Annotated in this window: 28 protein-coding genes; 14 read left to right on the forward strand and 14 right to left on the reverse strand. The window is 63.3% G+C overall.

Annotated elements, in window-relative coordinates; genetic code table 11:
* Positions 1-4: 4 nt before the first annotated feature.
* Positions 5-493 (reverse strand): pyridoxamine 5'-phosphate oxidase family protein, encoded by a 489-nt coding sequence (locus tag P1U48_RS03755; RefSeq protein WP_301067362.1) that lies wholly within the window; start codon positions 491-493, stop codon positions 5-7.
* Between the two features lie 34 nt (positions 494-527).
* Positions 528-1,199: a hypothetical protein gene (locus tag P1U48_RS03760; protein WP_301067364.1), complete on the reverse strand. Its 672-nt coding sequence runs from the start codon at positions 1,197-1,199 to the stop codon at positions 528-530.
* A gap of 210 nt (positions 1,200-1,409) precedes the next feature.
* On the opposite strand from P1U48_RS03760, the gene P1U48_RS03765 reads away from it, so the two are divergent.
* The 3 genes from P1U48_RS03765 to P1U48_RS03775 all read left to right on the forward strand — a co-directional run bounded on the left by P1U48_RS03765 (position 1,410) and on the right by P1U48_RS03775 (position 3,728).
* A complete protein-coding gene (locus P1U48_RS03765; RefSeq protein ID WP_301067366.1) occupies positions 1,410-1,916 on the forward strand; it encodes a carbon monoxide dehydrogenase subunit G in 507 nt (168 codons plus the stop codon).
* 124 nt (positions 1,917-2,040) lie between these two features.
* Positions 2,041-2,970, forward strand: coding sequence for an ABC transporter ATP-binding protein (locus tag P1U48_RS03770; protein ID WP_301067368.1), 930 nt, complete (start codon positions 2,041-2,043; stop codon positions 2,968-2,970).
* The gene (locus P1U48_RS03775; protein ID WP_301067370.1) at positions 2,967-3,728 is read left to right on the forward strand and encodes an ABC transporter permease; all 762 of its coding nucleotides are present in this window, start codon (positions 2,967-2,969) and stop codon (positions 3,726-3,728) included. Before P1U48_RS03770 ends, P1U48_RS03775 begins: the two co-directional genes overlap by 4 nt.
* A 218-nt stretch (positions 3,729-3,946) precedes the next feature.
* Here P1U48_RS03775 and uvrC read toward each other — a convergent pair whose 3' ends face one another.
* The 6 genes from uvrC to P1U48_RS03805 all read right to left on the reverse strand — a co-directional run bounded on the left by uvrC (position 3,947) and on the right by P1U48_RS03805 (position 9,134).
* Entirely contained in the window at positions 3,947-5,803 is a 1,857-nt protein-coding gene (uvrC, locus tag P1U48_RS03780; protein WP_301067372.1) for an excinuclease ABC subunit UvrC, read from the reverse strand.
* A gap of 321 nt (positions 5,804-6,124) precedes the next feature.
* Positions 6,125-6,904 (reverse strand): SDR family oxidoreductase, encoded by a 780-nt coding sequence (locus P1U48_RS03785; RefSeq protein ID WP_301067374.1) that lies wholly within the window; start codon positions 6,902-6,904, stop codon positions 6,125-6,127.
* Between the two features lie 16 nt (positions 6,905-6,920).
* A complete protein-coding gene (locus P1U48_RS03790) occupies positions 6,921-7,868 on the reverse strand; it encodes a calcium/sodium antiporter (RefSeq protein ID WP_301067376.1) in 948 nt (315 codons plus the stop codon).
* Positions 7,869-7,874: 6 nt separating this feature from the next.
* Positions 7,875-8,036, reverse strand: a complete 162-nt coding sequence (locus P1U48_RS03795) for a hypothetical protein (protein WP_301067378.1) — start codon at positions 8,034-8,036, stop codon at positions 7,875-7,877.
* 4 nt (positions 8,037-8,040) lie between these two features.
* Entirely contained in the window at positions 8,041-8,838 is a 798-nt protein-coding gene (locus P1U48_RS03800) for a S49 family peptidase (RefSeq protein ID WP_301067381.1), read from the reverse strand.
* A 152-nt stretch (positions 8,839-8,990) separates the two neighbouring features.
* Entirely contained in the window at positions 8,991-9,134 is a 144-nt protein-coding gene (locus P1U48_RS03805; RefSeq protein ID WP_301067384.1) for a hypothetical protein, read from the reverse strand.
* A 100-nt stretch (positions 9,135-9,234) separates the two neighbouring features.
* Here P1U48_RS03805 and P1U48_RS03810 point away from each other — a divergent pair, with 100 nt between their 5' ends.
* The 5 genes from P1U48_RS03810 (at position 9,235) to ccoS (ending at position 14,499) form a co-directional block, all read left to right on the forward strand.
* Positions 9,235-10,137 (forward strand): LysR family transcriptional regulator, encoded by a 903-nt coding sequence (locus tag P1U48_RS03810; protein ID WP_301067386.1) that lies wholly within the window; start codon positions 9,235-9,237, stop codon positions 10,135-10,137.
* 97 nt (positions 10,138-10,234) lie between these two features.
* Positions 10,235-11,665 (forward strand): cytochrome c oxidase accessory protein CcoG, encoded by a 1,431-nt coding sequence (ccoG, locus tag P1U48_RS03815; protein WP_301067389.1) that lies wholly within the window; start codon positions 10,235-10,237, stop codon positions 11,663-11,665.
* A 1-nt stretch (position 11,666) separates the two neighbouring features.
* Positions 11,667-12,140 carry a FixH family protein gene (locus P1U48_RS03820; RefSeq protein ID WP_301067391.1) on the forward strand — a complete coding sequence of 158 codons (474 nt, stop codon included), beginning with the start codon at positions 11,667-11,669 and terminating at the stop codon, positions 12,138-12,140.
* A 57-nt stretch (positions 12,141-12,197) separates the two neighbouring features.
* Positions 12,198-14,336, forward strand: a complete 2,139-nt coding sequence (locus tag P1U48_RS03825; RefSeq protein WP_301067669.1) for a heavy metal translocating P-type ATPase — start codon at positions 12,198-12,200, stop codon at positions 14,334-14,336.
* Positions 14,337-14,340: 4 nt separating this feature from the next.
* Entirely contained in the window at positions 14,341-14,499 is a 159-nt protein-coding gene (ccoS, locus tag P1U48_RS03830; protein WP_301067393.1) for a cbb3-type cytochrome oxidase assembly protein CcoS, read from the forward strand.
* A gap of 84 nt (positions 14,500-14,583) precedes the next feature.
* Here the strand turns inward: ccoS and P1U48_RS03835 are convergent, their stop codons facing one another.
* The 5 genes from P1U48_RS03835 to P1U48_RS03855 all read right to left on the reverse strand — a co-directional run bounded on the left by P1U48_RS03835 (position 14,584) and on the right by P1U48_RS03855 (position 18,566).
* Positions 14,584-15,900 carry a D-alanyl-D-alanine carboxypeptidase family protein gene (locus tag P1U48_RS03835; RefSeq protein ID WP_301067671.1) on the reverse strand — a complete coding sequence of 439 codons (1,317 nt, stop codon included), beginning with the start codon at positions 15,898-15,900 and terminating at the stop codon, positions 14,584-14,586.
* Between the two features lie 259 nt (positions 15,901-16,159).
* Positions 16,160-17,119 (reverse strand): IS481 family transposase, encoded by a 960-nt coding sequence (locus tag P1U48_RS03840; RefSeq protein ID WP_301067396.1) that lies wholly within the window; start codon positions 17,117-17,119, stop codon positions 16,160-16,162.
* A gap of 90 nt (positions 17,120-17,209) precedes the next feature.
* The gene (locus tag P1U48_RS03845; protein ID WP_301067398.1) at positions 17,210-17,383 is read right to left on the reverse strand and encodes a hypothetical protein; all 174 of its coding nucleotides are present in this window, start codon (positions 17,381-17,383) and stop codon (positions 17,210-17,212) included.
* Complete coding sequence (locus P1U48_RS03850; RefSeq protein ID WP_301067400.1) at positions 17,350-17,784, reverse strand: hypothetical protein; 435 nt, start codon at positions 17,782-17,784, stop codon at positions 17,350-17,352. Before P1U48_RS03850 ends, P1U48_RS03845 begins: the two co-directional genes overlap by 34 nt.
* Positions 17,785-17,864: 80 nt before the next feature.
* Positions 17,865-18,566, reverse strand: coding sequence for an HAD family hydrolase (locus P1U48_RS03855; protein ID WP_301067401.1), 702 nt, complete (start codon positions 18,564-18,566; stop codon positions 17,865-17,867).
* A gap of 96 nt (positions 18,567-18,662) precedes the next feature.
* On the opposite strand from P1U48_RS03855, the gene clpS reads away from it, so the two are divergent.
* The 6 genes from clpS (at position 18,663) to P1U48_RS03885 (ending at position 23,030) form a co-directional block, all read left to right on the forward strand.
* Positions 18,663-19,004: an ATP-dependent Clp protease adapter ClpS gene (clpS, locus tag P1U48_RS03860; RefSeq protein ID WP_301067403.1), complete on the forward strand. Its 342-nt coding sequence runs from the start codon at positions 18,663-18,665 to the stop codon at positions 19,002-19,004.
* Positions 19,005-19,014: 10 nt separating this feature from the next.
* Entirely contained in the window at positions 19,015-20,016 is a 1,002-nt protein-coding gene (locus P1U48_RS03865) for a methyltransferase (protein WP_301067406.1), read from the forward strand.
* A gap of 25 nt (positions 20,017-20,041) precedes the next feature.
* A complete protein-coding gene (locus tag P1U48_RS03870; RefSeq protein ID WP_301067407.1) occupies positions 20,042-20,842 on the forward strand; it encodes an SDR family oxidoreductase in 801 nt (266 codons plus the stop codon).
* Between the two features lie 100 nt (positions 20,843-20,942).
* The gene (gene hemF / locus P1U48_RS03875) at positions 20,943-21,815 is read left to right on the forward strand and encodes an oxygen-dependent coproporphyrinogen oxidase (protein WP_301067409.1); all 873 of its coding nucleotides are present in this window, start codon (positions 20,943-20,945) and stop codon (positions 21,813-21,815) included.
* Between the two features lie 87 nt (positions 21,816-21,902).
* Positions 21,903-22,079, forward strand: a complete 177-nt coding sequence (locus tag P1U48_RS03880) for a PLDc N-terminal domain-containing protein (RefSeq protein ID WP_301067410.1) — start codon at positions 21,903-21,905, stop codon at positions 22,077-22,079.
* 21 nt (positions 22,080-22,100) lie between these two features.
* On the forward strand, positions 22,101-23,030 hold the full coding sequence (locus tag P1U48_RS03885; protein WP_301067413.1) for a YihY/virulence factor BrkB family protein: 930 nt from the start codon (positions 22,101-22,103) through the stop codon (positions 23,028-23,030).
* On the opposite strand, the gene P1U48_RS03890 is transcribed toward P1U48_RS03885, so the two are convergent.
* Positions 22,991-23,473 carry an RNA pyrophosphohydrolase gene (locus P1U48_RS03890; RefSeq protein WP_301067415.1) on the reverse strand — a complete coding sequence of 161 codons (483 nt, stop codon included), beginning with the start codon at positions 23,471-23,473 and terminating at the stop codon, positions 22,991-22,993. The genes P1U48_RS03885 and P1U48_RS03890 overlap by 40 nt on opposite strands.
* Positions 23,474-23,522 lie beyond the last annotated feature (49 nt).

A 23,522-nucleotide genomic window follows, 5' to 3' on the forward strand; every position in this document is an offset into this window, starting at 1 on the left:
CGGGTCAGCTCAGGATGTCGGCGGCGGTGAGGCGATAGGCCTTGCCGAAGCCGGCGTTCAGAAAGGCGCTGTCGATGTCGAATAGCGCGAAAAAGAAATCCGAAAATCCGGCATAGAGCTGTGCCTTGGGGCGCAGCGCCAGGTAATGGGCGCTGAGGCGGGCGTGATCGGCGTGGTCCTGACGGACCATCCGCACCCGGCATTGCAGGGTCAGCCGGGGATGGGTCAGCGGATCGCCCTTGTCGCCCGGCTCACCAACCAGCAGCGAGGCGGCGGGGTTGGATTTCAGCGCCACAGAATGGGCCGCGAGATCTGAGAGCAGGCTGAGCGGGCGCCCGTCCGCTGCGGTGGCCAGCGCGATCCGGCTGAGCATCGGCGCGCCACTGCCGGGGTCGATCACCGCAAGGGCGGCGAAGCGCGCCTGCTGCAACAGGGCCTGCGCCAGGGCGCGGGCGGCGTCATCAGTCTGACGGATCGGGTTGGTCTCGGCCATGCGCCAGCCTAGCCGGCACGTCGGGGCGGCTCAATCAGAAGCTGGTCCAGATGCCGATCTTGATCTGACGATCCACAATCGGGGTGATGCCGGTGGACAGGCCAAGATCGATCCAGCTGTGTTTGAAGATGCGCAGGGCGGTCGAGCTTTCCAATCGCAGATAGGGCTGCCCGCCGCGGGCCTGATAGGCAAAAACCTGGACATAGCTTTTGACCCGGGGGCCGGCCGACAGGCCAAGGGTCAGGTCGATCTTACCGGCCAGCCCCTTGGTGGCCAGATTGACCTCGGCGCCGATATTGGCCTCGACCCAGCCGTGCATCTGAAACAGCTCAAACCCATGTCCCAGCATGATCCGGGGCGAGATCGCCGGATCCCCCGACAGGGTGCCGCCGCCAAGCGCAAAGGTCAGGCGGGATCGGTGTTGTGGCGGCAGCAGGCTGATCTGGTAGAACGCCATCGCCTTGTTGAGCCGCCCGGCGGCGAGGTCGAGCTCGAATCCCAGGGTCATCCGGTTGCTGAGCCCGGATTCATGGAACACCGAGGTCAGCACCCGGGGCGCCAGCGGGATCGAGCCATCGGTGAGGCGAGTGGTGGTGGCGGTAAAGGAATGCCCGGTGCCACGTGGCCAGGCCCCGGCCAGCCCCGGCGGGGCCAACAGCAACAGGGCGACAATCGCCAGAGAGATGGGGCGGGCGATATTGGGCATGCGGCAAGCCTGCGCTGCTCGCCTTAACGGCCCGTTAACCAAGCCGGCCAAATCGGTGATGAAATGGCTGCGCGGCGTCGGCATCGGTGTCACCGGAAAACCGAACCTTGGGTTAATCGCTGAGGCCAGTATGGTATTCCGTTCCGCCAGTCACTGGGGTAGCGTCCGCGCCAACCCCCCAGATCAGGGCCCATTTCAGGAGTGACCCCCATGCAGATGACCGACACGCGCGATATCAAATGTGACCCGGCAACCGTATTCGCGGCGCTGATTTCGCCCGAAGTGCTGAAGGAATGCGTGCCCGGTGCACAAGAGGTCAGCGGCACCCCCGAGGACGGGTTCGAGGCGACGGTGGTGCAGAAGGTCGGACCGGTCAAGGCGACGTTCAAGGGGCAGGTGGTGGTGTCCGACATCGTGCCGGGGCAAAGCCTGACCCTGTCCGGTGAAGGCAAGGGCGGCGCCGCGGGCTTTGCCAAGGGCGGCGCCAAGGTGACGCTGGAAGCGATCCCTGAGGGCACCAGACTGACCTATGACGTCGAGGCAAAAGTCGGCGGCAAGCTGGCGCAGCTGGGCAGCCGGATAATTGATGGCTTTGCCAAGAAGATGGCGGATCAGTTCTTTAGCCGCTTTCAAGAGGTGCTTGAGGGCCCCGCCGATGACGGCGATGAGCCCGAGGCGGTCAAGAAAGGCTGGCTGGCGCGGGTCACAGGGCGCTGATGCGCATGATTGCCGCGCCACTGTGCAAAAACGCGAGGTGAAGAACGACGGCTCCGGCTTGCTATTCTCGCGCGCAGGGGTAGGGTCCCGGCGCGAGAACAGGAAGTGAACACCGGAGGTGCCAATGGCCCCGATCCTTCAGATCAAGAATTTGCGCAAGACCTATGAGGGCGGCTTTGAGGCGCTGAAGGGCGTGTCGCTGGATATCGAAGAGGGCGAGATCATTGCCCTGCTCGGCCCCAATGGCGCTGGAAAGACGACGCTGATTTCGACCCTCTGCGGGATCACCATTCCGACCTCGGGCAATGCCACGGTCGGTGGTTTTGACATTCAGCGCGACTTTCGCGCCGCCCGCAATCTGATTGGGTTGGTGCCGCAGGAGATCGCTCTGGAGCAGTTCGAGACGGTCGGAAATGCGGTGCGGCTGACCCGCGGGCTGTTCGGAAAGCGCCGCGATGACGCGCATATCGACAAGGTGCTGGGCCAGCTGTCGCTGCTGGACAAGAAGGGCGTGCGCACCATGGCCCTGTCCGGCGGCATGAAACGCCGGGTGCTGATCGCCAAGGCGCTGAGCCATGACCCAAGGGTGCTGTTTCTGGACGAGCCGACCGCCGGTGTCGACGTCAGCCTGCGCAAGGAGATGTGGGAGGTGGTCGCTGAGCTGAAACGCGACGGCGTGACCATCATCCTGACCACCCATTACCTGGAAGAGGCCGAAGCGATTGCCGATCGGATCGCGGTGATCAACAAGGGCGAGATCCTGCTGGTCGAAGAAACCGACAAGCTGATGCAGCGGCTGGGCAAGAAGCAGTTGATCGTGGACCTGCGCGACCCGCTGGCGGAAATACCCGCCGCGCTCGCAGGGTTCGATCTGGCGCTGGGCGCGGAAGGCCGTTGCCTGATCTACACCTATGACACCCAGTCCGAACGCACTGGCATCACCAGGCTATTGTCCGAATTGGCGGCGACCGGCATCAATCTGCGCGACCTGTCAACGCGTCAGGATTCACTGGAAGAGATCTTTGTCGGTCTCGTGAGGGAGGACGCGGCATGAACGTGATCGCGATCTGGTCGATCTACCGTTATGAAATGGCGCGGTTTTTCAGAACCATCCTGCAAAGCTTCATCTCGCCGGTGATCTCGACCTCGCTCTATTTCGTGGTCTTTGGCACCGCCATCGGCAGCCGGATTCAAGAGGTCGAAGGGGTCAGCTATGGCGCCTTCATCGTGCCGGGGCTGATCATGCTGTCGGTGATGATGCAATCGATTTCCAACGCCTCCTTCGCCATCTATTTCCCGAAATTCATCGGCACGATCTATGAGATCCTGTCAGCGCCGGTGAATTTCCTTGAGGTGGTGGTGGGCTATGTCGGCGCCGCGGCGACCAAGTCGCTGTTCATCGGGCTGGTGATCCTCGGCACCGCCTCGTTGTTTGTCGATCTCAGCATCGCGCATCCGCTGGCGATGCTGGCGTTCCTGGTTCTGACGTGTATCTCGTTCGCGCTGATGGGCTTTATCATCGGGATTTGGGCAAAGAACTTTGAACAGCTGCAGTTGGTTCCGATGCTGATCGTCACGCCGCTGGTGTTTCTCGGCGGCGCCTTCTATTCGACCTCAATGCTGCCGCCGGTCTGGCAAACCGTTACCCTGTTCAACCCGGTGGTCTATCTGATCTCGGGATTCCGCTGGGCGTTTTTCGAACAGGCCGATGTCCCGGTCGGGCTCAGCCTGCTGGCGATTGCCGGGTTCACGGCGCTTTGCCTTGGCGTCATCTGGTGGATCTTCCGCAGCGGTTGGCGGCTGCGCGACTGAACTCGACCGGAAATGTGCGCCTGCGGCGCATGCCTATATTTGCGATTTCCTCCGGAAATCGGGTGCCTCCGGCGGGAATATTTTTGGCAAGATGAAGCCGGAGACGGTGCCTGCTTCCTCTGGTTGCGAAATATCCCGGGGTTTGGGGCAGAGCCCCAATCCAGAATGGTGTGCGCCGCAGGCGCGCAATCTGGTCAGGGCTGGATTGCGAGACTCGGTCAGCCACGGTCGTGGAAATGGTCATAGATGGTTTCGGCCAGCCTGTCCGACACCCCCTCGACTGCTTTCAGATCCGACAGATTGGCGCGGCTGACCGCCTTGGCCGATCCGAAATGTGCCAGCAGGGCGCGTTTTCGGGCGGCGCCAACCCCGGCGATGTCGTCGAGCGGTGTTGCCGAGATCGCCTTGCTGCGCTTGGCGCGATGAGTGCCGATGGCAAAGCGATGCGCCTCGTCGCGCAGGCGCTGGATGAAATAGAGCACCGGATCGTCGCGGCGCAGGGCAAAGGCGCGGGCGCCGGGGCGGTGGAATTCCTCTTTGCCGGCGTCGCGGTCGATGCCTTTGGCGACGCCAATGAAAGGGACATCCTTGACCCCGGTCTGCTCCATGATCTCGCGCACCGCCGAGACCTGACCGGCACCGCCGTCGATCAGCATCAGATCCGGCCACAGCCCTTTGGAGCGATCCGGATCGTCCTTCAGCAATCGGGTCAGGCGCCGGGTCAGCACCTCTTTCATCATTCCAAAATCATCGCCGGGGGTCAGTTCGTCGCCGCGAATGTTGAACTTGCGGTACTGGGACTTCAGAAACCCCTCGGGCCCGGCAACGATCATCGCGCCGACGGCGTGACTGCCCTGGATATGCGAATTGTCATAGACCTCGACCCGGGTCGGCGGCGCCACCAAGTCAAAGGCCTCGGCCAGCCCGCGCAGCAGCTTTGACTGCGCCGCGCCCTCGGCCATCTTGCGGCCCAGGCTTTCGCGGGCGTTGCGGCTGGCGCCTTCGATCAGCTCGGCCTTTTCGCCGCGCTGGGGCACCAGGATTTCCACCTTGCGGCCGGCCTTTTCGCTCAGCGCCGCCTGCATCAGGTCGGGGTCTTCGATCGGGTGCGACAGCAGGATCTGTCGCGGCGGTTCCTTGTTGTCGTAGAACTGGCCGAGAAAGGCCTGCAGCACCTCGGCCTCGTCGACATCGGCCCCGGCGCGGGGATAGAAATCGCGGTTGCCCCAGTTCTGGTTGGCGCGGATGAAGAACACCTGCACGCAGGCCTGCCCGGCCTCCATATGCAGGGCGATGACGTCGGCCTCGGCGGTGCTGCGCGGGTTGATGCCCTGGGCGGTCTGCACCTGGGTCAGAGCGCGGATGCGGTCGCGCAGGGCCGCGGCGCGTTCGAATTCCATCGCCTCGGCTGCGGCGGCCATATCGGCGGCGAGCTGTTCTTGCATCTCGGTCGAGCGCCCAGAGAGGAAGCGTTCGGCATCCGCGACCGAGGCGGCGTAATCCGCGGCGCCAATCAGCCCGGTGCAGGGGGCCGAGCAGCGTTTGATCTGATACATCAGGCAGGGGCGGCTGCGGCCTTCGAACTGGCTGTCGGTGCAATTGCGCAGCAGGAACGCCCGCTGGATCTGGGTCAGTGTCCGGTTCACCGCATCGGCGCTGGCGAAGGGGCCGTAATAGGCGCCTTTTTCCTTTTTGGCGCCGCGGTGCTTTTTGATCTGCGGAAAGTCGTGATCCTTTGCGACCAGGATATTGGGAAAGCTCTTGTCGTCGCGCAGCAGCACGTTGTAGCGCGGTTTCAGCTGCTTGATCAGGTTCTGTTCGAGCAGCAGCGCCTCGGTCTCTGTCCGGGTGCTCAGGAACATCATCGCGGCGGTTTCGCGGATCATCCGGGCGATCCGCCCGGAATGGCCGGTCGGGCGGGCATAGCTGGAAACCCGCGCTTTGAGGTTCCGCGCCTTGCCGACATAGAGCACCCGGGACTCGGCATCGAGCATCCGATAGACCCCCGGCGCGGTGGTCAGTCGGCGCAGATGATCCTGGATCAGCGCATGGCCTGTTTTTGAGTCGTTTGGCATGAAAGCTTTGCGTTGGTCAGCTTCGAAATGGATGATTCTCGGGCCTGCCTGCAATTTCCGATGCCACGGAGCAAGACACAAGCTTTCCCCGTAACCTGTGGGTAAGTCTGGAGACAACTTTTGTCGGATCGGAAATTATTGTTGTTTTTGGCTGGCTTCCTCGGTTTGCCTAAATTTTAGGCAATTACGTAAGGTGTTGAAATTAAACGACATAAAATCGCATCATGGGGCAAATCTCTGATAACATTGATCTTTTGGTAACGATTCTGTGACCACATCCGCACCCGTGCAAAACTTTTTTGTCGCCGGACCAAATGAGGCCTATTCCAGCCCGACAATGTCCGGCGTGCGCCAACCCAGGTGCTGACCACCGTCAACGCAGATCAATTGACCGGTTACCGCAGGTGCGGAAAGTAGATAAATCAGGGCGGAAGTGACGTCGTTTGGGTTCGCGCCACGGTTGAGTATTGTTGCCTGCCTCTGGGTCTCGAAATGCGCCGCGCTCTGTCGGGCACCGACCAGGGTCGGGCCGGGACCGATGGCGTTTACCCGCACCGCTGGGGCCAATGCCTGGGCTGCGGTCTGGGTCAGAGTCCAGAGCGCCGATTTGGCCAGGGTGTAGCTCATGAATTCCGGTGTCAGCTTGCGGACCCGCTGGTCAATCATGTTGACCACCAATGCCTGGGCCTGCGGTTCGTCGTTGGCATCTGGGGCCGGCGCCGGGGCCTGGGCGGCAAAGCCCTGGATCAGTACGAAGGGCGCGCGCAGGTTTGATTCCAGATGCCGGTCCCAGCTGTCACGGCTGGCGCTGTGGATGTTGTCATATTCAAAGATCGAGGCATTGTTGACCAGACAGGTCAGGCCAGAGCCCAGCGCCGCAATTGCTGCCGGGATCAGCGCCTGCGTCTGGGCCTCGTCGGTCAGATCGGCCTGAACACAGACCGCCCGCCGCCCGAGGGCGCGGATCGCCGCGGCGGTGTCTTCGGCGGCGTCGTGCGAGGTGGCGTAATGCACAGCGACGTCATGCCCGGCCTCGGCCAGGGCGATGGCCATGGCGCGACCCAGCCGTTTGCCGCCACCGGTCACCAAAGCGGTTTGCATCGCGGTTCCTTTCGATTCAGATCAGCACCAGTATGACGTAGAGCAAATAGGCCGCACTCAAGGCAATGCCCCACCTGCGGGTCAGGTCACGGCGCAGCAGGACAAAGCCGCCCAGCAACAGCGCCGCGCCCAACATCACCCAGATGTCGAAACGGGCGATTTCCGGGGCCACCGGGATCGGCCCGACCAGCGCGGTAATGCCGAGGATTGCCAGCAGGTTGAACAGGTTTGATCCGATCACATTGCCGATCGCTACATCCGCCTGACGGCGCAATGCGGCCATCACCGTGGTCGCCAGCTCGGGCAGCGAGGTGCCGACCGCCACCAGGGTCAGGCCGATCACCGCGTCGCTGACGCCAAAGGCACTGGCCAGCACCGCGGCATTGGTGACCAGCAGATCGGCACCCAGCGGCAGCCCGGCCAGCCCCATCGTCAGAAAGACAGCAATCCGCCAGGCCGGCATTTCGGGATCGGCGGTGTCCGGCGCCATGCCGTCATCGCCGCGGCGCGCCTTGAGGGCGCCGCGCAGCTGATCAGACAGCGCCAGCGCCAGCGCGACCAGCAGGATGATCCCAGCCCAGAGGTCGATCACCCCGCGCTGGGCCAAAGCCACGAACAGCAGCGTCGCCGCCACCATGGTCAGGTAGCTGCGCCGGGTGTTGACCCGGCCGGTGTGCAGCCCCGAGATCAGCGCCGGCAGGCCGAGCACCAGCAGGATATTGGCGATATTCGATCCGACGACATTGCCCAGTGCCAACCCCGGCTTGCCCGACAGCACCGCGTCTACCGAAATCAGCAATTCGGGCAGAGAGGTGCCAAAGGCGACCACGGTCAGCGACACGACCAGCGCCGGAATCCCGACCCGCAGCGCCAGATTGACCGCGCCCCGCACCAGGAGATCACCCGCCAGCACCAGCAAGACCAGACCGATTGTGGCCATGACAGCCGCTTCGATCAGTACCATGTTTGATTAGCCTTTTTTGCAGGGGCAGGGCCCCTTGCCGATCCGATGGCGCCCGCATGCCGGGCATTTCGCGGCGGTGCGTCGCGGTGGGCGCGGCATCCGCAGTTTACCAAACATCGCCAGCACTGCCATGCCGATCAGGAACAGGGTGACGATCTTGACGATCATCCGCTCACAGCCCGAAGCGGGCAAAGGCGGCCCGTTCCTCAATCCCGCCGAGGGCGTCGTCGATCACCGCCGCACCCAGACGCTGGGCGATGCCCCGGCGCGGGCCGTATTGGCGGAACCGGACCTTGTCACCGAACCGGGCCTTCATGAAGGGCACCAGATGGCTGATGCCGTCGATCAGCCCCAGGTCCTGCGCCCGTCGGCCAAGCCAGACTTCGCCCTCGAACAGCGGCACCTCGGGTTTCAACCGATCGCCGCGCCGGGCTTTCACATGGTTGATGAAACTGGTGTGGATATCGCCCAGCAACGCCTCGAGCTTTTCGACATCCTGCGGGTCCTCGGGGCGGAACGGGTCGAGCATCGACTTGGACTTGCCAGCCGTGTGCACCCGTCGTTCAATGCCTTGGCGCGACAGGAAAATTTGCGCACCAAATCCCGAGGATATCACCCCGATCGAACCGATGACCGAGCTTTCGTCGGCATGGATTTCATCCGCCGCACAGGCCAGCCAATAGCCGCCCGAGGCGGCAACATCCTCGACAAAGGCAAAGACCGGGACCGACCGCTCGGCCGCCAGCCGCCGGATCCGCGCCGCGATCAACGAGGATTGCACCGGCGAACCACCGGGCGAATTGATCAGCAGGGCCACGGCGACCGGCTTGCCGCGGCGAAAGGCGCGCTCGATGGTCGGGGCCAGAAGCTGATCGTTCAGTGGGCCACGGGCGCCTGAGGCGATCAGGCCCTTAAGCCGGATCACCGCGACGCTGGGCGCGCGGTTCAGAAAGGGGAGGCGATCAAACATGTCCTGCATGTAGAGCGCCGCGGGGCAACAAACAAGGGAACCGCCGCGCGAAACCGCGGGGCGAGGCGGCCCCTGTCACCTGTGTCCGTCGGGGGTGTCCGGCTGGGGCGTTGGGCGCGCACTGGGCAAAGGCGCGCGCCGCGACGCCGGGCTCAGAAGTCTTCCGGCAGGTTGCGCCAATTCGGGCTGGCGCGCCAGCGGCCCCTGGGGTCGGGTTTGCCGCCGCGCAATTCACGTTGGTGCCGGGCCTCGCGCAGAGTTGCGGCGGCAAGATATTCCGAGAAGATCGCAAACATTTCAGATGATCCTTTTTGACCGGTTTCATGCCTGTAACATGAATGAATGGGGCGATTTCCGCTATTCAGGAATATCGCGACCATGTAAGCTGATCTTACAATGGATTGGCTGACGCTCCCCCCTCTGACCGCGTTGCGGGCCTTTGCTGCCTATGCCGAAAGCGGCTCGATGTCCGCTGCCGGGGCGCGGCTGAATGTCAGCCATGCGGCGGTCAGCCAGCAGATTCGCGCGCTTGAGGACCATCTGGGCCTGACCCTGCTTGAGCGGGGCCGGTCGCGCGGCGCCCTGACCGACGCCGGGCTGACCCTGGCCGAGGCCGCCGGCGCCGGGTTCGAACGGATTCAGCGCGCGGTGGCCGAACTGACCGGCGCCGATGCCGACAGGCCGGTGCAGGTGACGACAACCCCGGCCTTTGCCGCCAATTGGTTGATGCCCAGGCTGGCACGGTTTCGCGCCAAATATCCCGAAGTCTCTTTGATGATCGACCCGTCGCCGGAAACCCGCAGCCTGCGTCCTGGCGAGATTGATCTGGCCGTGCGCTATGGCACCGGCAGTTGGCCAGGGCTCGAAGCCGAGTTGCTGATCGAGACGCCGATCGTCGTTGTCGCGGCGCGGTCCCTGGTTGGCGATGGCGCCTATGTCTCGCCCGCCGATCTGTCAGGGTTTCACTGGATGCAGGAGATCGGGACCAATGAGGCGAGCGAGTTTTTCGAGTGCCACGGCGCGGTGCTGGACCGGGCCAGGGGGCTGACATCGCTGCCCGGAAACCTGATGATCGACGCGGCCCGCGAGGGGCAGGGCATCGCCGTGACCGCCGGGGCGTTTGTCGCGTCGGACGTGGCGTCAGGCCGGTTGCGGATTCTGTTCGAGGATCGGCGTAAAAAGGGCTATTTTCTGGTGTGGCGGACTGGGATGCTGCGCCCCCAGGCCCGCGCCTTCCGCAATTGGATAAGGGGGGAAGGCAAGCGCAGTTTGGATCGCTCTGACCGTGACCAGAAATAGATATCGCGGAAATGTGTGATTTGATCGAAGTCAAGGCTGGCCAGGCCACCGCCTGACAGAACATAGTCAAATTTCCGAACGGATGGGGTGAGTCCCGGTGACGTCCACTGAACCAGAACAACGGCTTTATGCCCCCCGCGAACCGATCTTTCCCAAGCGGGTCAAAGGCCGGTTTCGTAACCTGAAATGGCTGATCATGCTGTTCACCTTGGGTGTCTATTACCTGACGCCCTGGATTCGCTGGGACCGGGGGCCGAACCTGCCCGATCAGGCGGTGCTGGTGGATCTCGCCAATCGCCGCTTCTTCTTTTTCTGGATCGAGATCTGGCCGCATGAGTTCTATTTCATCGCCGGTCTGCTGGTGATGGCCGGGTTGGGCCTGTTCCTGTTCACCTCGGCGCTGGGGCGGGTCTGGTGTGGCTATACCTGTCCGCAAACCGTCTGGACCGACCTGTTCATGCTGGTCGAGCGCTGGATCGACGGGGATCGCAACGCCCAGCTGCGCCTGCACCGACAAAAGAAATGGGACTTCCGCAAGGTCCGGCTGCGACTGACGAAATGGTCGGTGTGGTTTCTGATCGGCCTCGCCACCGGCGGGGCGTGGGTGTTCTATTTCACCGATGCGCCGCAGCTATTGGTCGATCTGTTCACCCTGAACGCGCATCCGGTCGCCTATACGACGATCCTTGTGCTGACGATGACGACCTTCATCTTTGGCGGCTTCGCGCGCGAACAGATCTGCATCTACGCCTGTCCCTGGCCGCGGATCCAGGCGGCGATGATGGACGAGGACACGTTGGTCGTCGCCTATCGCGACTGGCGCGGAGAGCCGCGCGGCAAGCACCGCAAGGCCGAGGGCGCCGATCAGCTGGGCGATTGCATCGATTGCAACGCCTGCGTCAACGTCTGCCCGGTCGGCATCGACATTCGCGACGGCCAGCAACTGGCCTGCATCACCTGCGCGCTGTGTATCGACGCCTGTGACGACATGATGGAAAAGGTCGGCAAGCCGCGCGGGCTGATCGATTATATGGCGCTGACCGACGAGGTGGCCGAACGCGCGGGCAAGGCGCCGCGCAACATCTGGAAACATATCCTGCGGCCGCGCACGATCATGTATACCACCCTGTGGTCGCTGGTCGGGTTCGGCCTGATGTTCGCGCTGTTCATCCGCCCCGATATCGAGGTCACCGTGGCGCCGGTGCGCAATCCGACCTTTGTCACCATGTCTGACGGGTCGATCCGCAACACCTATGATGTGCGGCTGCTCAACAAACATGGCGATGACCGACCATTCCGGATTTCGATCAAGGGCGATCTTTCGCTCAGGGTGCAGCTCGAGGGCACGCCATATGAAACGGTGACAGTGCCCGCCGATGCGACCAAGCTGCAAAAGGTCTATATCGTCGCGCCGCGCGGTTCGGCCCCCGCCGAGGCGGAGCGGACCGAGGTGCGGATCTGGGTCGAAGACATCGCCAATGGCGATCGCGCCTACAAGGACACGGTCTTTAACGGAAAGGCGAATTGAGATGGCCCAAGCTGACTCCCCGGGATTCCGGATCACCGGCTGGCATGTCCTGGCGATCTTTGTCGGCGCCTTTGGCACCATCATCGCGGTGAATATTCTGCTGGCGGTGCAGGCGGTACGGACCTTTCCGGGGCTTGAGGTCAAGAATTCCTATGTCGCCAGCCAGACCTTTGACATCGACCGTGCTGCGCAGGAGCGGCTGGGTTGGAGCATCCGCGCCGATGAGGCCGATGGCCAGATCCGGCTGGCGATCAGCGACCGCAACGGCGCGCCGGTGCAGGTCCGTGATCTGCATGCGGTGGTCGGGCGTGCGACCCAGGTCGCGGACGATGTCGAGCCGGTCTTTGCCTGGGATGGCGGCGCCTATGTCGCGCCGCTGGAGCTGAGTGGCGGCCAATGGCATGTCCGGCTGACGGCCCTGGCCGAAGATGGCACAATGTTCAAGCAACGCATCGTGTTGCATGTGAAACGCTGAACCCCGGTCATGCAGCTGACGCGCGCACCCATCTCAGCCTGTCCGGCCTGTTCCGCGATGCCCGCGGCCGAGGCGCTGGCCGAGGCGCGCGCGGCGATGCAGGAGTCCACGATTTCGCTGTCACTGCCGAGCATCCATTGCAGCGCCTGTATTTCGGGGGTGGAGCGGGCGTTGAACGCGGCGCCGGGGGTGCGCGACGCGCGGGTGAACCTGACCCTGAAACGCGCCCGGATCGATGCCGCTGCCGATGTAACGGCTGCGGATCTGATCCGGTTGCTGGCCGGGGCCGGGTATGAGGCGCATGAGCTGGACGCCGGCGCCATCGCCGCCACCAAGACCGACAAGGCCGGACGCGACCTGTTGATGCGGCTGGCCGTGGCCGGGTTCGCGATGATGAATGTGATGCTGCTGTCGGTCTCGGTCTGGTCCGGCGCCGAGGATGCCACCCGCGATCTGTTCCACTGGATCAGCGCGGCGATCACCTTGCCGGCCATCGCCTTTTCCGCACAACCGTTCTTTCGCAACGCCTGGACCGCACTCAGGGCCGGGCATCTGAACATGGATGTGCCGATCTCGCTGGCGATCCTGCTGGCGCTGGCGACGTCGCTCTGGGAAACCGCGCTCTCTGGCGAACATGCTTATTTCGACGCGGCGATTTCGCTGACCTTTTTCCTTCTGGCCGGGCGCTACCTCGATCACCGCACCCGCGCCATCGCCCGTTCGGCGGCTGAGGAGCTGACGGCGCTGGAAGTGCCGCGCGCCTGGCTGGTCGAGGGCGGGGAAGAGCGTCAGGTGCCGGTGGCCGAGCTGCGCCCCGGCATGCTGATCCGGGTGCGCCCTGGCGGGCGGATGCCGGTGGACGGCGAAATTGTCGAGGGGCGGTCCGAACTTGATCGGTCTTTGTTGACCGGCGAGACCCTGCCGGTGCTGGCCGAGCCGGGCGGCAATGTCAGCGCGGGCGAGGTCAATCTGACCGGGCCGCTGCTGGTGCGTGCCTCTGCGGTGGGGGTCGAAACCTCGCTGCACCGGATGGCCGAACTGGTCGCCATCGCCGAAAGCGGGCGCTCGCGCTATACCTCGCTGGCGGATCGGGCGGCCAAGCTCTATGCGCCCGGCGTGCATATCCTGTCGGCGCTCAGCTTTGTTGGCTGGTGGCTTTATTCCGGCGATGTCCGGGTCGCGATCAATATCGCAGCGGCGGTGCTGATCATCACCTGCCCTTGCGCGCTGGGCCTTGCGGTGCCGGCGGTGACCACGGCGGCCTCGGGGCGGTTGTTCCGGCGCGGGATGCTGGTGAAGCATCAGACGGCGCTGGAGCGTCTGTCCGAGGTCGACACCGTGGTCTTCGACAAGACCGGCACCTTGACCGCAGGCGCACCAGAGCCGGTGGCGCTGACCGAACACAGCACGCGCGATCTGCAAATCGCGCTGGCACTGGCCGAAGGTTCGGCGCATCCGCTCAGCATGGCCCTGGCCAGGGCGATTCACGCCCAAGGGCTGAGCGCCGCGCCGGTCACTGGCATCACCGAATTGCCGGGCTATGGCACCAGTGGCACCTGGCAGGGGCAAACGGTGCGGCTGGGAAGGGCCGGGTGGACCGGCGGCGATGAGACTGAAACCACGGCCGCCTGGCTGAAGATCGGCAGTGATGCGCCGGTGGCCTTTCGCTTTAACGACGCGCTGCGCCAGGGCGCCGCCGAGGCGGTTGCGGCATTGCAGGCGCGCGGCATCAAGGTGATCATCATGTCCGGCGATACCCGTGGCGCGGTCGCGGCGCTGGCCAATCGGCTGGGCATCGCGCAATGGCTGGCGGGTGCCCTGCCGGGTGACAAGGCGGCGCAGATCGAAACGCTGCAGGCACAGGGCGCCAGGGTGCTGATGATCGGTGACGGGTTGAACGACACCGCCGCGCTGAGCGTTGCGCATGTGTCGATCTCGCCGGCCTCGGCGCTGGATGCGGCGCGGGTGGCCTCGGATATCGTGCTGCTGGGGGGCGACCTTTCTCCGGTGCCCGAAGCGCTGCAAATCGCGGCCAAGGCGACCCGGCGTATCCGCCAGAATTTTCGCATTGCGACGCTCTATAACGTGATCGCCGTGCCGATCGCGATCATCGGCTTGGCGACGCCGCTGGTGGCAGCGCTGGCGATGTCGATGTCGTCGATCACGGTTTCTCTGAACGCGCTCAGGTTGAGGTGAGGCAATGGATGTTCTGGTCTGGCTGATCCCGGTGTCGCTTTTCCTGGGCGGTATTGGCTTGTTGGCGTTCCTCTATACGGTTCGCTCGAATCAATATGACGACCCCGAAGGCGACAGCCGCCGCATCCTGTCGGATGAATGGGACGACCACCCGCGCCCCTGATCTTTATCACCCCGGACAAGTAAAAACGCCGCCCCTGTTGGAGGCGGCGTTCCTACTTGCGGACCGAGAAAGCTTCGAGGGAAGTCAGCTGGACGGACCGATCATGAAACAGGTTTGATTGCGCGCCTGCAGGCGGCGACAGGCCAGATCAGCGGTTTCCCGTGTCAGGCCCATGAAATTGGCGTCAAAGCCGGTGGGCTTGTTCACCACCTTGCGCAGAGACCCGTCGAGGGTCGAAATCTCGTTCAGGGCGGTTTGCAGCAGCACCCGCTCGGCCTTGTATTGGCTGGGGTAGCGACCGACGTTGATGCCCCAGTGCCGGCCGCCCGAGGTGGACACGCGGCTGACGACCTCGGGCCCGCTGGGGCGGGCCTTGCCGATCCCGGCGGCCTGAACGGTTTCTTCCTGCACCTCGGCCACTGTCGCTTCGATCACCGAGGCCATCGCCATCGCCACCGCAACCGGGGCGCCGTCGGCGGCGGGCGGCGCGGCGCTTTCGGGGCGCTGTTTCGGACGCAGGCTGACCTTGACGGCGGTCAGCAGTCGGATGGTCTTGCCCGCCGCGGTTCTGCCCTTGCCGGGTCCGGCATCGGCATAGAGCGGCAGCGCCGGTTTACGGGTCTTGGCATTGGACGGTGCCCGGCGGAACCCGAGGTCCAGCAGTTCAGCGACCTTGGCATTGCGCGCCGAGGAGGAGCGGCCGCCAAACACCGTGGCGATGATCCGTTCATTGCCACGTTCAGCCGAGGCGACCAGATTGAACCCGGCGGCGCTGGTATAGCCGGTCTTGATCCCGTCGGCGCCTTTGTAATTGGACAGCAGGCGGTGGTTGGTGTTGGTCACCTTGCGCATCCCCGCATCGGTGGTCTTGCGGCTGAACAGGTTGTAATATTCGGGGAAGTCATACAGCAGGTGCCGCCCCAGCAGGGTCATGTCGCGGGCGGTGGACAGGTGTCCCTCTTCGGTCAGCCCGTTGGCATTGCGAAACGTCGACCGGGTCATCCCCAAGGCTTCGGCGGTGCGATTCATCCGGCGGGCAAAGGCCGCTTCGCTGCCTTCCAGTGCTTCACCGATGGCGGTGGCGGCGTCATTGGCCGATTTCACCGCGGCGGCGCGCAGCAAATAGCGGAACTTGATCTTTTGCCCGGTCTGGAGCCCAAGTTTCGAGGGCGGCTCTGACGCCGCGTGGCGGGAAATCTTGACCGTCGTGTCCAGCGAAATCTCGCCGTTCCGCACGGCGGTAAAGGCGATGTAGAGAGTCATCATCTTGGTCAGCGAGGCCGGATGCAGGCGGGCATCGGCGTTGCGCGAATGCAGGATCTCGCCGGTGCGGGCATCCATCACCACCGCCGCCGACGGCGCGGCCGTGGCTGCCAGAGGCAGACCACATACAAATGCCAGTGTAAGAAGGAATGGCCCAACGAGGGCCAGCCGACTGCGCCGAACTGTCACGGTAATTGCCTTTTCACTGCCTCGCGCTCCCGGTTTGTCCGGATAGCAAATTGTTAAGTCTACGTTACCACAATAGCTTCGACCTGCAAAGTACGAGTTTTACTTAATAAATGCTTTGTTTTTCCGCGTTGGATCAACATCTGGTGCCTGCTGAAACCGCCTTCCCAAGATTGGCGATTGTGGCGAAAATGCGGCGGCGGATGATTGCCTAGGTGTTCAGTCCCGGCATTTGGTGGATCGGATTTAGGATGAATCGATCTGGTTCTGAAGTCCAGATCTTGCAGATGTATTCGTAGGGCGTGAGACCGTTGAGGGTCTTTAGCCTGCGTGCGAAGTTGTATGCGTCCATGAAGTCGGCGAGATGCGTGCGCAGCTGATCATGGCTGTCGTAGTGGTACCGCTTCACCGTCGCGTCCTTGATCGTGCGGTTCATTCGCTCGACCTGGCCATTGGTCCAAGGGTGGTTTGGCTTGGTTAGCCGATGCTCGATCTCATTGGCTTCGCATATCATGTCGAACCGCATCTGCCGTGAATATGCGGTGTTGCGATTGCGAGGCTGCTCGGCGAACTGGATGCCATTATCGGTCAGGACCGTATGAATGCGATAAGGGACGGCCCTGAGCAGAAGTTCGAGGAACTCCCATGCGGTCTTTCGATCTGCCTTGTCCACGAGTTGTGTGATTGCAAACTTGCTGGTCCGGTCAATGCCTACAAAGAGATAGAGCTTGCCCTCCACCGTCTGAACCTCGGCTATGTCGATATGAAAGTAGCCGATAGGGTATCGCTTGAACCGCTGTCGTTTTGGTTTGTCGCCCTCGACATCCGGCAAGCGCGAGATGCCATGCCGCTGGAGGCACCGATGTAGCGCCGACCGCGTCAGGTGCGGAATCGACGGTTGAAGGGCATAGAGGCAATCATCCAGCGGCAGCAGCGTGTGCCGTCGGAATGCTACGATCATTTCCTCTTCCGTCTCCGTGAGAACGGTTGAACGAGGTTCCTTCGGTCCGGTCTTCAAATCCTCCACCGTCGCACGCTTCCGCCACTTCGAAACGGTCTTGGGATTGATGCCCAGCTCCCGGCTCAGCTCCGAGAGCGAAGCTTGCGATCGCTGTATTGCTGCTCTGACGGCGTACGTGGTCGTGGCGCTCCCGTGACGAACTTGTCCCATAATGCTTCCTTCCATTCCAACGAAAGGATCACACCATCAAACCGTGGGATCAAACACCTAGGGTCGGATCGGATCAACCGGCTTTGACGCTCAGTTGCTGCCTTCATCTGGATATTTGACCCAGACTTCCAGCACGTCCCTGATCTCCAGGGAACGCGCCAGGCGTCTCTGCTCTTCATCGATGAGCTTCGAACTCGCACCTTTGTCGATCAACAGCTTGACCGATTTTCTCAGCAGGTTGATCTGTTTCTTGTTTTTTCCCACTCATACCACAGGCGTTTCTGACGGGCTTTGGTGCCTTTGATCTGGGCCATTTCCCGCAGCAGACGCCGCATGGCGCGATGATCGACCGCAGCACCATAGATGATCCAGGTCGTCATGTTGGGTGAAAAGCCTTCGATAACCACCCGATCATCTTTTTCCCTGCGCTGCGCAACGAGCTTGGCATAGTCGCGTCTATCCAGCTTCAGAAATTCGGATTGCGAATAGGTCCGCTTGCCGCCCTCGGCATAGGCGCCAATGGCTTCGTTGCCCGGATCGTTGTCGTTATCTTCGCCACCTGCGCGGGCAACGGCCGCGATCAACAAGATGCCCAACGCCAGGATTCCGGCGATAGCAATGTTCAGATAGTGCGACGGGCGATGCGCGTTGATCACCAGGGGCATGGCAATTCCCTCCCGGCTGCTCACCCAAGTAAACCACAAAAAGCGCTCTTTTCCAGTTGAGTGAGTCGCAGTGCAGCGGGTTATCCGATCCCGGCCACCAGATCCGGTAGGTGTTGCAGCCCGTCCAGGCGGTAATATCGCGGGGCGGCGCTGGGCTCGTCGGCATGTTCCAGCGCCCAGGTCAGCCCATGCGGCACGTAGACGCCCCAGCCACCGGCCTCCAGCGCAGGGACGACATCGGACTTCATCGAATTGCCGATCATCATTGCGCGGTCCGCGCCATCGCCGTGTCGGTCAAAGATCTCAGCGTAGATTGTGGCCGTCTTGTCGGACACGATTTCCACCCCGTGGAACAGATCGCCGAGGCCGGATTGAGCCAGCTTGCGCTCCTGGTCCAGCAGGTCGCCCTTGGTGATCAGCAGCACCCGATGGGTTTCGGCCAGCGCCTCGACCGCCGCCCGGGCGTCTGGCAGCAGGTCGATCGGGTGATGCAGCATCTCCTGCCCGGCCTCGATCACCTCGCGAATCACCCGTGCCGGAACCTGTTCGTTGGTGACCTCGATCGCGGTTTCGATCATTGACAGGACAAAGCCCTTGATCCCGAATCCATAGTGGCCAAGGTTGCGGCGTTCAGCGGCCAGCAGGCGGTCGTCCAGGTGGTCGCGGTCGGCATATTCCGCCAACAGTCCGGCGAATCGATCCTGGGTCAGGCGAAAGAATCGCTCGTTGTGCCACAGGGTATCGTCGGCATCGAAACCGATTGTTGTAAGTTTTTCTGCCATCTTGTCGCGGGCAGGGGCCCGGCCCTCTTTTCCTGCACCGGGCGAAAGTTATATAGGAAGGCCAAAGGCCGAAACCCCAAGGATTCGATCAGGGCAATGAACTGGCAACCGGTGCAGATGATGGCGCAGAACGGCAACGACGAGGGTGACACCTCGATCGTGGTCGAAACACGTCCGAAGACCCGCCGCCCGCCGCTCTACAAGGTGATGCTTCTGAACGACGATTACACGCCGATGGAATTTGTCGTCGCAGTGTTGGAACGGTTCTTTGGCATGACCCACGCCCAGGCGTTCGAGATCATGCTGACGGTCCATAAGAAGGGCCTGGCGGTGGTCGGGGTGTTCAGTCACGAGATTGCCGAGACCAAGGTCGCGCAGGTGATGGATTTTGCCCGGCGGCATCAACACCCGCTGCAATGCACCATGGAAAAGGAATAGGCGCAGGGGCATGAGCGCACCACGTCTGGAACTGGCCCTGGCGGGCGGCGGGTTGAGCCTGCCCGAGGATGGCCCGATTGCCGTCTTTGGTGCGCGCGCCGGGATGGATCTCACGGCGCTGCCGCAGGACCGGCTGGTGGTGTTGACCGGGTTTCGCCCGGATCACGACGCCTTCACCGCGGCAGGCTATACCACCGCACTTGCCCCCGAGGGGCGGTTTGCCGCCGCGCTGGTGTTTCTGCCACGCGCCAAGGCGCAGGCGCGGGCGATGATCGCCGAGGCGGTGGCGCTGACTGACGGGCCGGTGATCGTCGATGGGGCCCGCACCGATGGCATCGAGTCGATGATCAAGGCGCTGCGCGCCCGGGTGGCGCTGAACGGCCCGGTCAACAAGGCACATGGCAAGCTGGTGTGGTTCGAGGGCGGCGATTTCGACGATTGGGCGGTGTCGGGGCCGACGCCACTGCCGGATGGCTGGATCACCGCGCCGGGGGTGTTTTCCGCCGATGGCATCGATCCCGCCTCGGCGCTGCTGGCGGCGGCGCTGCCGGACAAGATCGGCGGAAGGGTCGCCGACCTGGGCGCCGGCTGGGGCTATCTGGCCGCTCGTATCCTGGACCGGCCCGGGGTGCGCCAGCTTGATCTGGTCGAGGCCGAGCATGTGGCGCTGGATTGCGCCCGCGCCAATATCTCCGATCCACGCGCCGCGTTCCATTGGGCCGATGCGACGCTGTGGCGCCCGGCGACGGCACTGGACGCCGTGGTCATGAACCCGCCGTTCCACCAAAACCGCAGCGCCGAACCGGGGATTGGCCAGGCGTTTATCCGCGCCGCCGCCGCGATGCTGCGCCCCGGCGGCCGGGTCTGGATCGTCGCCAACCGGCATCTGCCTTATGAGGCCGCGTTGAGTGCGGCCTTCGGCAATGCCGAAGAGGTCGGCGGCGACAACCGGTTCAAGATCCTGAGCGCGACACTCCAGTCTCGCCAGGCGCGACGTGATCGCGTAACCTGATCGAACGCCGCACGAGAGGCCCTTTATGTCGTTTTCCATCGCAGGCAAGACCGCCATTGTCACCGGCGCCGCCAACGGGATCGGATTGGCCATCGCCCGGCATTTTGCCGACCGTGGCGCCAATGTGATCTTTGCCGATATCGACGAGGATCGGCTGATCGAAGAGCTGGGGGCGAAGAGCGAAGACGACAACATCCGCTATTTCGCCGGCGATCTGCGCGAAAAGCTGACCGTCGCCAACCTGCTGTCTGCCACTATCGATGCATTTGAGCGGGTCGATATCCTGGTCAATGCCTCGCGCCAGATCGTGCCCTCCGACCCGTTGACACCGGATGAGGACGCGGTTGAATGCATGTTGCAGCAGAATCTGATGACCGCCCTCAGGATGAGCCAGATGGTCGCCCGCCGGATGATCAAGCAGGCTGAAGGGCAGACCGAAGGCAGCGCCGGGTCGATCATCAATATCTCGTCGATTGCCGGGCGCCGGGCGCATCCCAGCCTGCTGGGGTATTCGATTTCTGTCGCGGCACTGGATCAGATGACAAGGTCTCTGGCGCTGGCACTGGCGCCCAATCGGATTCGGGTGAATGCGGTCGCCTTTGGGTCGGTGATGAGCGCCAGCTTGCAGAGCGTGCTGAAGGAAAACAGCGATTTCCGCAGTGAAATCGAAGGCGGCACGCCGATGCAGCGGATCGCGGCACCCGGTGAGCTGGCCGAGGCGGTGCAATATCTGGCGGGCGAGGCCTCGGGCTTCATGACCGGTCAGGTGATGACCGTGGATGGTGGCCGCACTCTGCTGGACCCGGTGTCGGCGCCGATTCACTAGGCGGCTGCGGCGATCCGGCCACTGGCCGGGTCAGGGGCGGCACACTAGCCTCGCGCGCGGCAAAACAGGCCAGATATCAGACCACCGGAAAGGATCGCGGATGAGCGGGATGGACAGCGAAAAGGCGCAGGCCGCAACCTGGTTTCGCGATCTGCGCGACCAGATCGTCACCGCCTTTGAAGCGTTGGAGGACAAGGCCGGGGCGAATCCGGGCCGGTTCGAGGTCAGCGAGACCAGGCGCGCCGCGCCGGACGGCGGCGATGCCGGTGGCGGGCTGATGAGCGTGCTGCGCGGCGGTCAAGTGTTCGAAAAGGTCGGGGTCAATGTTTCCACCGTTTACGGCGAGCTGGGCGAACGGGCGCAGGCGGCGATGGCGGCGCGCACCGGGCTGCCGGGCATGGCCGGGGATCCGCGCTTCTGGGCCAGCGGCATCAGCCTGGTGGCGCATATGCAAAACCCGTATTGCCCGGCGGTGCATATGAACACCAGGATGTTCTGGACCCCGCATGGCTGGTGGTTCGGCGGCGGCTCTGACCTGAACCCTTGTATCGAATATGCCGAGGACACGGCGCATTTCCACGCGGTGCAAAAGGCGCATTGCGACCGCCATGGCGCTGACCTCTATCCGCGCTTCAAGGCCTGGGCGGATGAATATTTCTATATCCCGCATCGCCACCGGGCGCGTGGTGTCGGCGGCATATTCCTGGACGATTACAACAGCGGCGATTGGGCGGCGGATTTCAGTTTCATCCGCGATGTCGGCGCGGCGTTCCTGCCGGCCTTCCTGCCGCTGATCGAGGCCCGGATGGCGACGGAATGGGATGCGGCGGACAAGGACATCCAGCTGATTCATCGCGGGCTCTATGCCGAATACAATCTGGTCTATGATCGGGGCACCAAATTCGGGCTTGAAACCGGCCATGATGCCAATGCGGTGCTGATGTCGCTGCCGCCCTTGGCGAAATGGCTGTGAGCGCTTGCGCGACCGGCCTGCGTTGACCACTGCGCGGCTTTTCCATCCGGCTTGAAACAGGCCAGAGCCAAACCCGGTGCATTGGCGATGACGGGCCCGGTTGCGCCGATACCGCCGCCAAGGCCGGACGTCTGGGCGATCAATTCGGTCATCGGCTCTGGGTCGACGACCGGGGCCAAGCTGATCTGGGTGCTGTTGGTCCTTGTTCTGCCGATTGTCGGCTTTATCATCTGGCTTATGGCCGGGCCGCGGGGGGCCCGCTGAGCCTGATTTCGAAAGGACCGGATGAGTAGCGACCACAGCGTTGAATTCTCCCCCCTGACAGCGGCACCGATGCGCGGTGTCGCGCTGTGGTGGCTGGCCCTCAGGCGGGTCTGGGACCAGATCGGCGAGGCCAATATGGGGCTGGTCGCCGCCGGGGTTGCCTTCTTTGTGATGCTGGCGCTGTTTCCCGGCCTGGCGGCGCTGATTGCCATCTGGGGGTTGCTGGCGGATCAGGCGGTGCTGCTCGGGCAGATCGAATTGCTGCGCGGTATTGTCCCGGTCGAGGTCTTTACCCTGGTCGAGGCGCAGGTTCTGACGCTGATTGCCGCCGGGGGCGAAACGCTGGGCTGGGCCGGGCTGTTGTCGCTGGCCTTGGCGACCTGGTCGGCGCGCTCAGGTGTCGCTGCCCTGATGCTGGGGCTGAACACCATTCACGGGCAGGGGCGCCGATCAGGCGTGTTTCACTATTTGATGTCGCTGTTGCTGACATTGGCGCTGTTCGGGGTGGCGATCGTGGCGCTGGGCTCGGTGGTGGTTGCGCCGATCGTGCTGCAATTCGTGCCGCTGGGGCCGGGGGCCGCGCTGGTCGCGGCGGCGGTGCGCTGGGTCTCGGCCATCGGGGTGCTGCTGGTCGGGCTGTCGCTGATCTATCGCTATGGTCCGAACACTGGCGGGGCCCGGCATGGCTGGGCGACGCCGGGGGCCGGGCTGGCGGTGATCCTGTGGATGGCCGTGTCCTGGGGGTTCTCGCTCTACCTCGCCAATTTCGCTGATTACAATCAGGTCTATGGCTCAATCGGCGCAGCGATTGCGCTACTGGTCTGGCTCTATGCCAGCGCCTTTGTGGTGCTGCTCGGCGCCTCGCTGAATGTGCAGCTTGACCGGGCAAGGCAGGGCCAGAGCATAGAAAATCAGAGCAGCGGGCCAAGCTCGGCCAGAACCGATTCATAGACCGCCCGTTTGAACGGCACGATTGACTCGACCAGATCGCCCTTGTCGATCCATTTCCAGGCCGAGAATTCCGGATGCGCGGTGGCGATGTTCACCTCTGCGTCGCTGCCGTGATAGCGCAGGAGGAACCATTTCTGCTCCTGCCCGCGATAGCGGCCTTTCCACAGTTTTTTGATCATATTGGCGGGCAGATCATAATGGTGCCAGCCCTTGGTCTCGATCTCGAAACTGACCAGATCGGCGGTGATCCCGGTCTCTTCCTCAAGCTCGCGCAGCGCTGCGGTATGGGGGTCCTCGCCCGCATCGATACCACCCTGTGGCATCTGCCAGGCGTCGCTGGCAAAACCGATACGCTGGCCGACAAACACCTGACCGACTGGATTGGCCAGCATCAGGCCGACATTGCGGCGATAGGGCAGGCGGGCGATCTCTTCGGGGGTCATGGCGGTCCTTTCAATTTGTTTCTGCATACAACCCTCCGACGCCAAGGCC

Source organism: Pseudooceanicola sp. (assembly GCF_029213205.1).
Lineage (GTDB): Bacteria > Pseudomonadota > Alphaproteobacteria > Rhodobacterales > Rhodobacteraceae > Pseudooceanicola.

Coding starts and splice junctions, on each gene's coding strand:
- P1U48_RS03870 (WP_301067407.1), top strand. CDS start 20,042: ATGTCGTTTTCCATCGCAGGCAAGACCGCCATTGTCACCGGCGCCGCC.
- clpS (WP_301067403.1), top strand. CDS start 18,663: ATGAACTGGCAACCGGTGCAGATGATGGCGCAGAACGGCAACGACGAG.
- P1U48_RS03760 (WP_301067364.1), bottom strand. CDS start 1,199: ATGCCCAATATCGCCCGCCCCATCTCTCTGGCGATTGTCGCCCTGTTG.
- P1U48_RS03805 (WP_301067384.1), bottom strand. CDS start 9,134: ATGTTTGCGATCTTCTCGGAATATCTTGCCGCCGCAACTCTGCGCGAG.
- P1U48_RS03765 (WP_301067366.1), top strand. CDS start 1,410: ATGCAGATGACCGACACGCGCGATATCAAATGTGACCCGGCAACCGTA.
- P1U48_RS03865 (WP_301067406.1), top strand. CDS start 19,015: ATGAGCGCACCACGTCTGGAACTGGCCCTGGCGGGCGGCGGGTTGAGC.
- P1U48_RS03790 (WP_301067376.1), bottom strand. CDS start 7,868: ATGGTACTGATCGAAGCGGCTGTCATGGCCACAATCGGTCTGGTCTTG.
- P1U48_RS03770 (WP_301067368.1), top strand. CDS start 2,041: ATGGCCCCGATCCTTCAGATCAAGAATTTGCGCAAGACCTATGAGGGC.
- P1U48_RS03755 (WP_301067362.1), bottom strand. CDS start 493: ATGGCCGAGACCAACCCGATCCGTCAGACTGATGACGCCGCCCGCGCC.
- hemF (WP_301067409.1), top strand. CDS start 20,943: ATGAGCGGGATGGACAGCGAAAAGGCGCAGGCCGCAACCTGGTTTCGC.
- uvrC (WP_301067372.1), bottom strand. CDS start 5,803: ATGCCAAACGACTCAAAAACAGGCCATGCGCTGATCCAGGATCATCTG.
- P1U48_RS03855 (WP_301067401.1), bottom strand. CDS start 18,566: ATGGCAGAAAAACTTACAACAATCGGTTTCGATGCCGACGATACCCTG.
- P1U48_RS03820 (WP_301067391.1), top strand. CDS start 11,667: ATGGCCCAAGCTGACTCCCCGGGATTCCGGATCACCGGCTGGCATGTC.
- P1U48_RS03850 (WP_301067400.1), bottom strand. CDS start 17,784: ATGCCCCTGGTGATCAACGCGCATCGCCCGTCGCACTATCTGAACATT.
- P1U48_RS03885 (WP_301067413.1), top strand. CDS start 22,101: ATGAGTAGCGACCACAGCGTTGAATTCTCCCCCCTGACAGCGGCACCG.
- P1U48_RS03890 (WP_301067415.1), bottom strand. CDS start 23,473: ATGACCCCCGAAGAGATCGCCCGCCTGCCCTATCGCCGCAATGTCGGC.
- P1U48_RS03775 (WP_301067370.1), top strand. CDS start 2,967: ATGAACGTGATCGCGATCTGGTCGATCTACCGTTATGAAATGGCGCGG.
- P1U48_RS03880 (WP_301067410.1), top strand. CDS start 21,903: ATGACGGGCCCGGTTGCGCCGATACCGCCGCCAAGGCCGGACGTCTGG.
- P1U48_RS03800 (WP_301067381.1), bottom strand. CDS start 8,838: ATGTTTGATCGCCTCCCCTTTCTGAACCGCGCGCCCAGCGTCGCGGTG.
- P1U48_RS03795 (WP_301067378.1), bottom strand. CDS start 8,036: ATGATCGTCAAGATCGTCACCCTGTTCCTGATCGGCATGGCAGTGCTG.
- ccoS (WP_301067393.1), top strand. CDS start 14,341: ATGGATGTTCTGGTCTGGCTGATCCCGGTGTCGCTTTTCCTGGGCGGT.
- P1U48_RS03785 (WP_301067374.1), bottom strand. CDS start 6,904: ATGCAAACCGCTTTGGTGACCGGTGGCGGCAAACGGCTGGGTCGCGCC.
- P1U48_RS03810 (WP_301067386.1), top strand. CDS start 9,235: ATGGATTGGCTGACGCTCCCCCCTCTGACCGCGTTGCGGGCCTTTGCT.
- P1U48_RS03840 (WP_301067396.1), bottom strand. CDS start 17,119: ATGGGACAAGTTCGTCACGGGAGCGCCACGACCACGTACGCCGTCAGA.
- P1U48_RS03825 (WP_301067669.1), top strand. CDS start 12,198: ATGCCCGCGGCCGAGGCGCTGGCCGAGGCGCGCGCGGCGATGCAGGAG.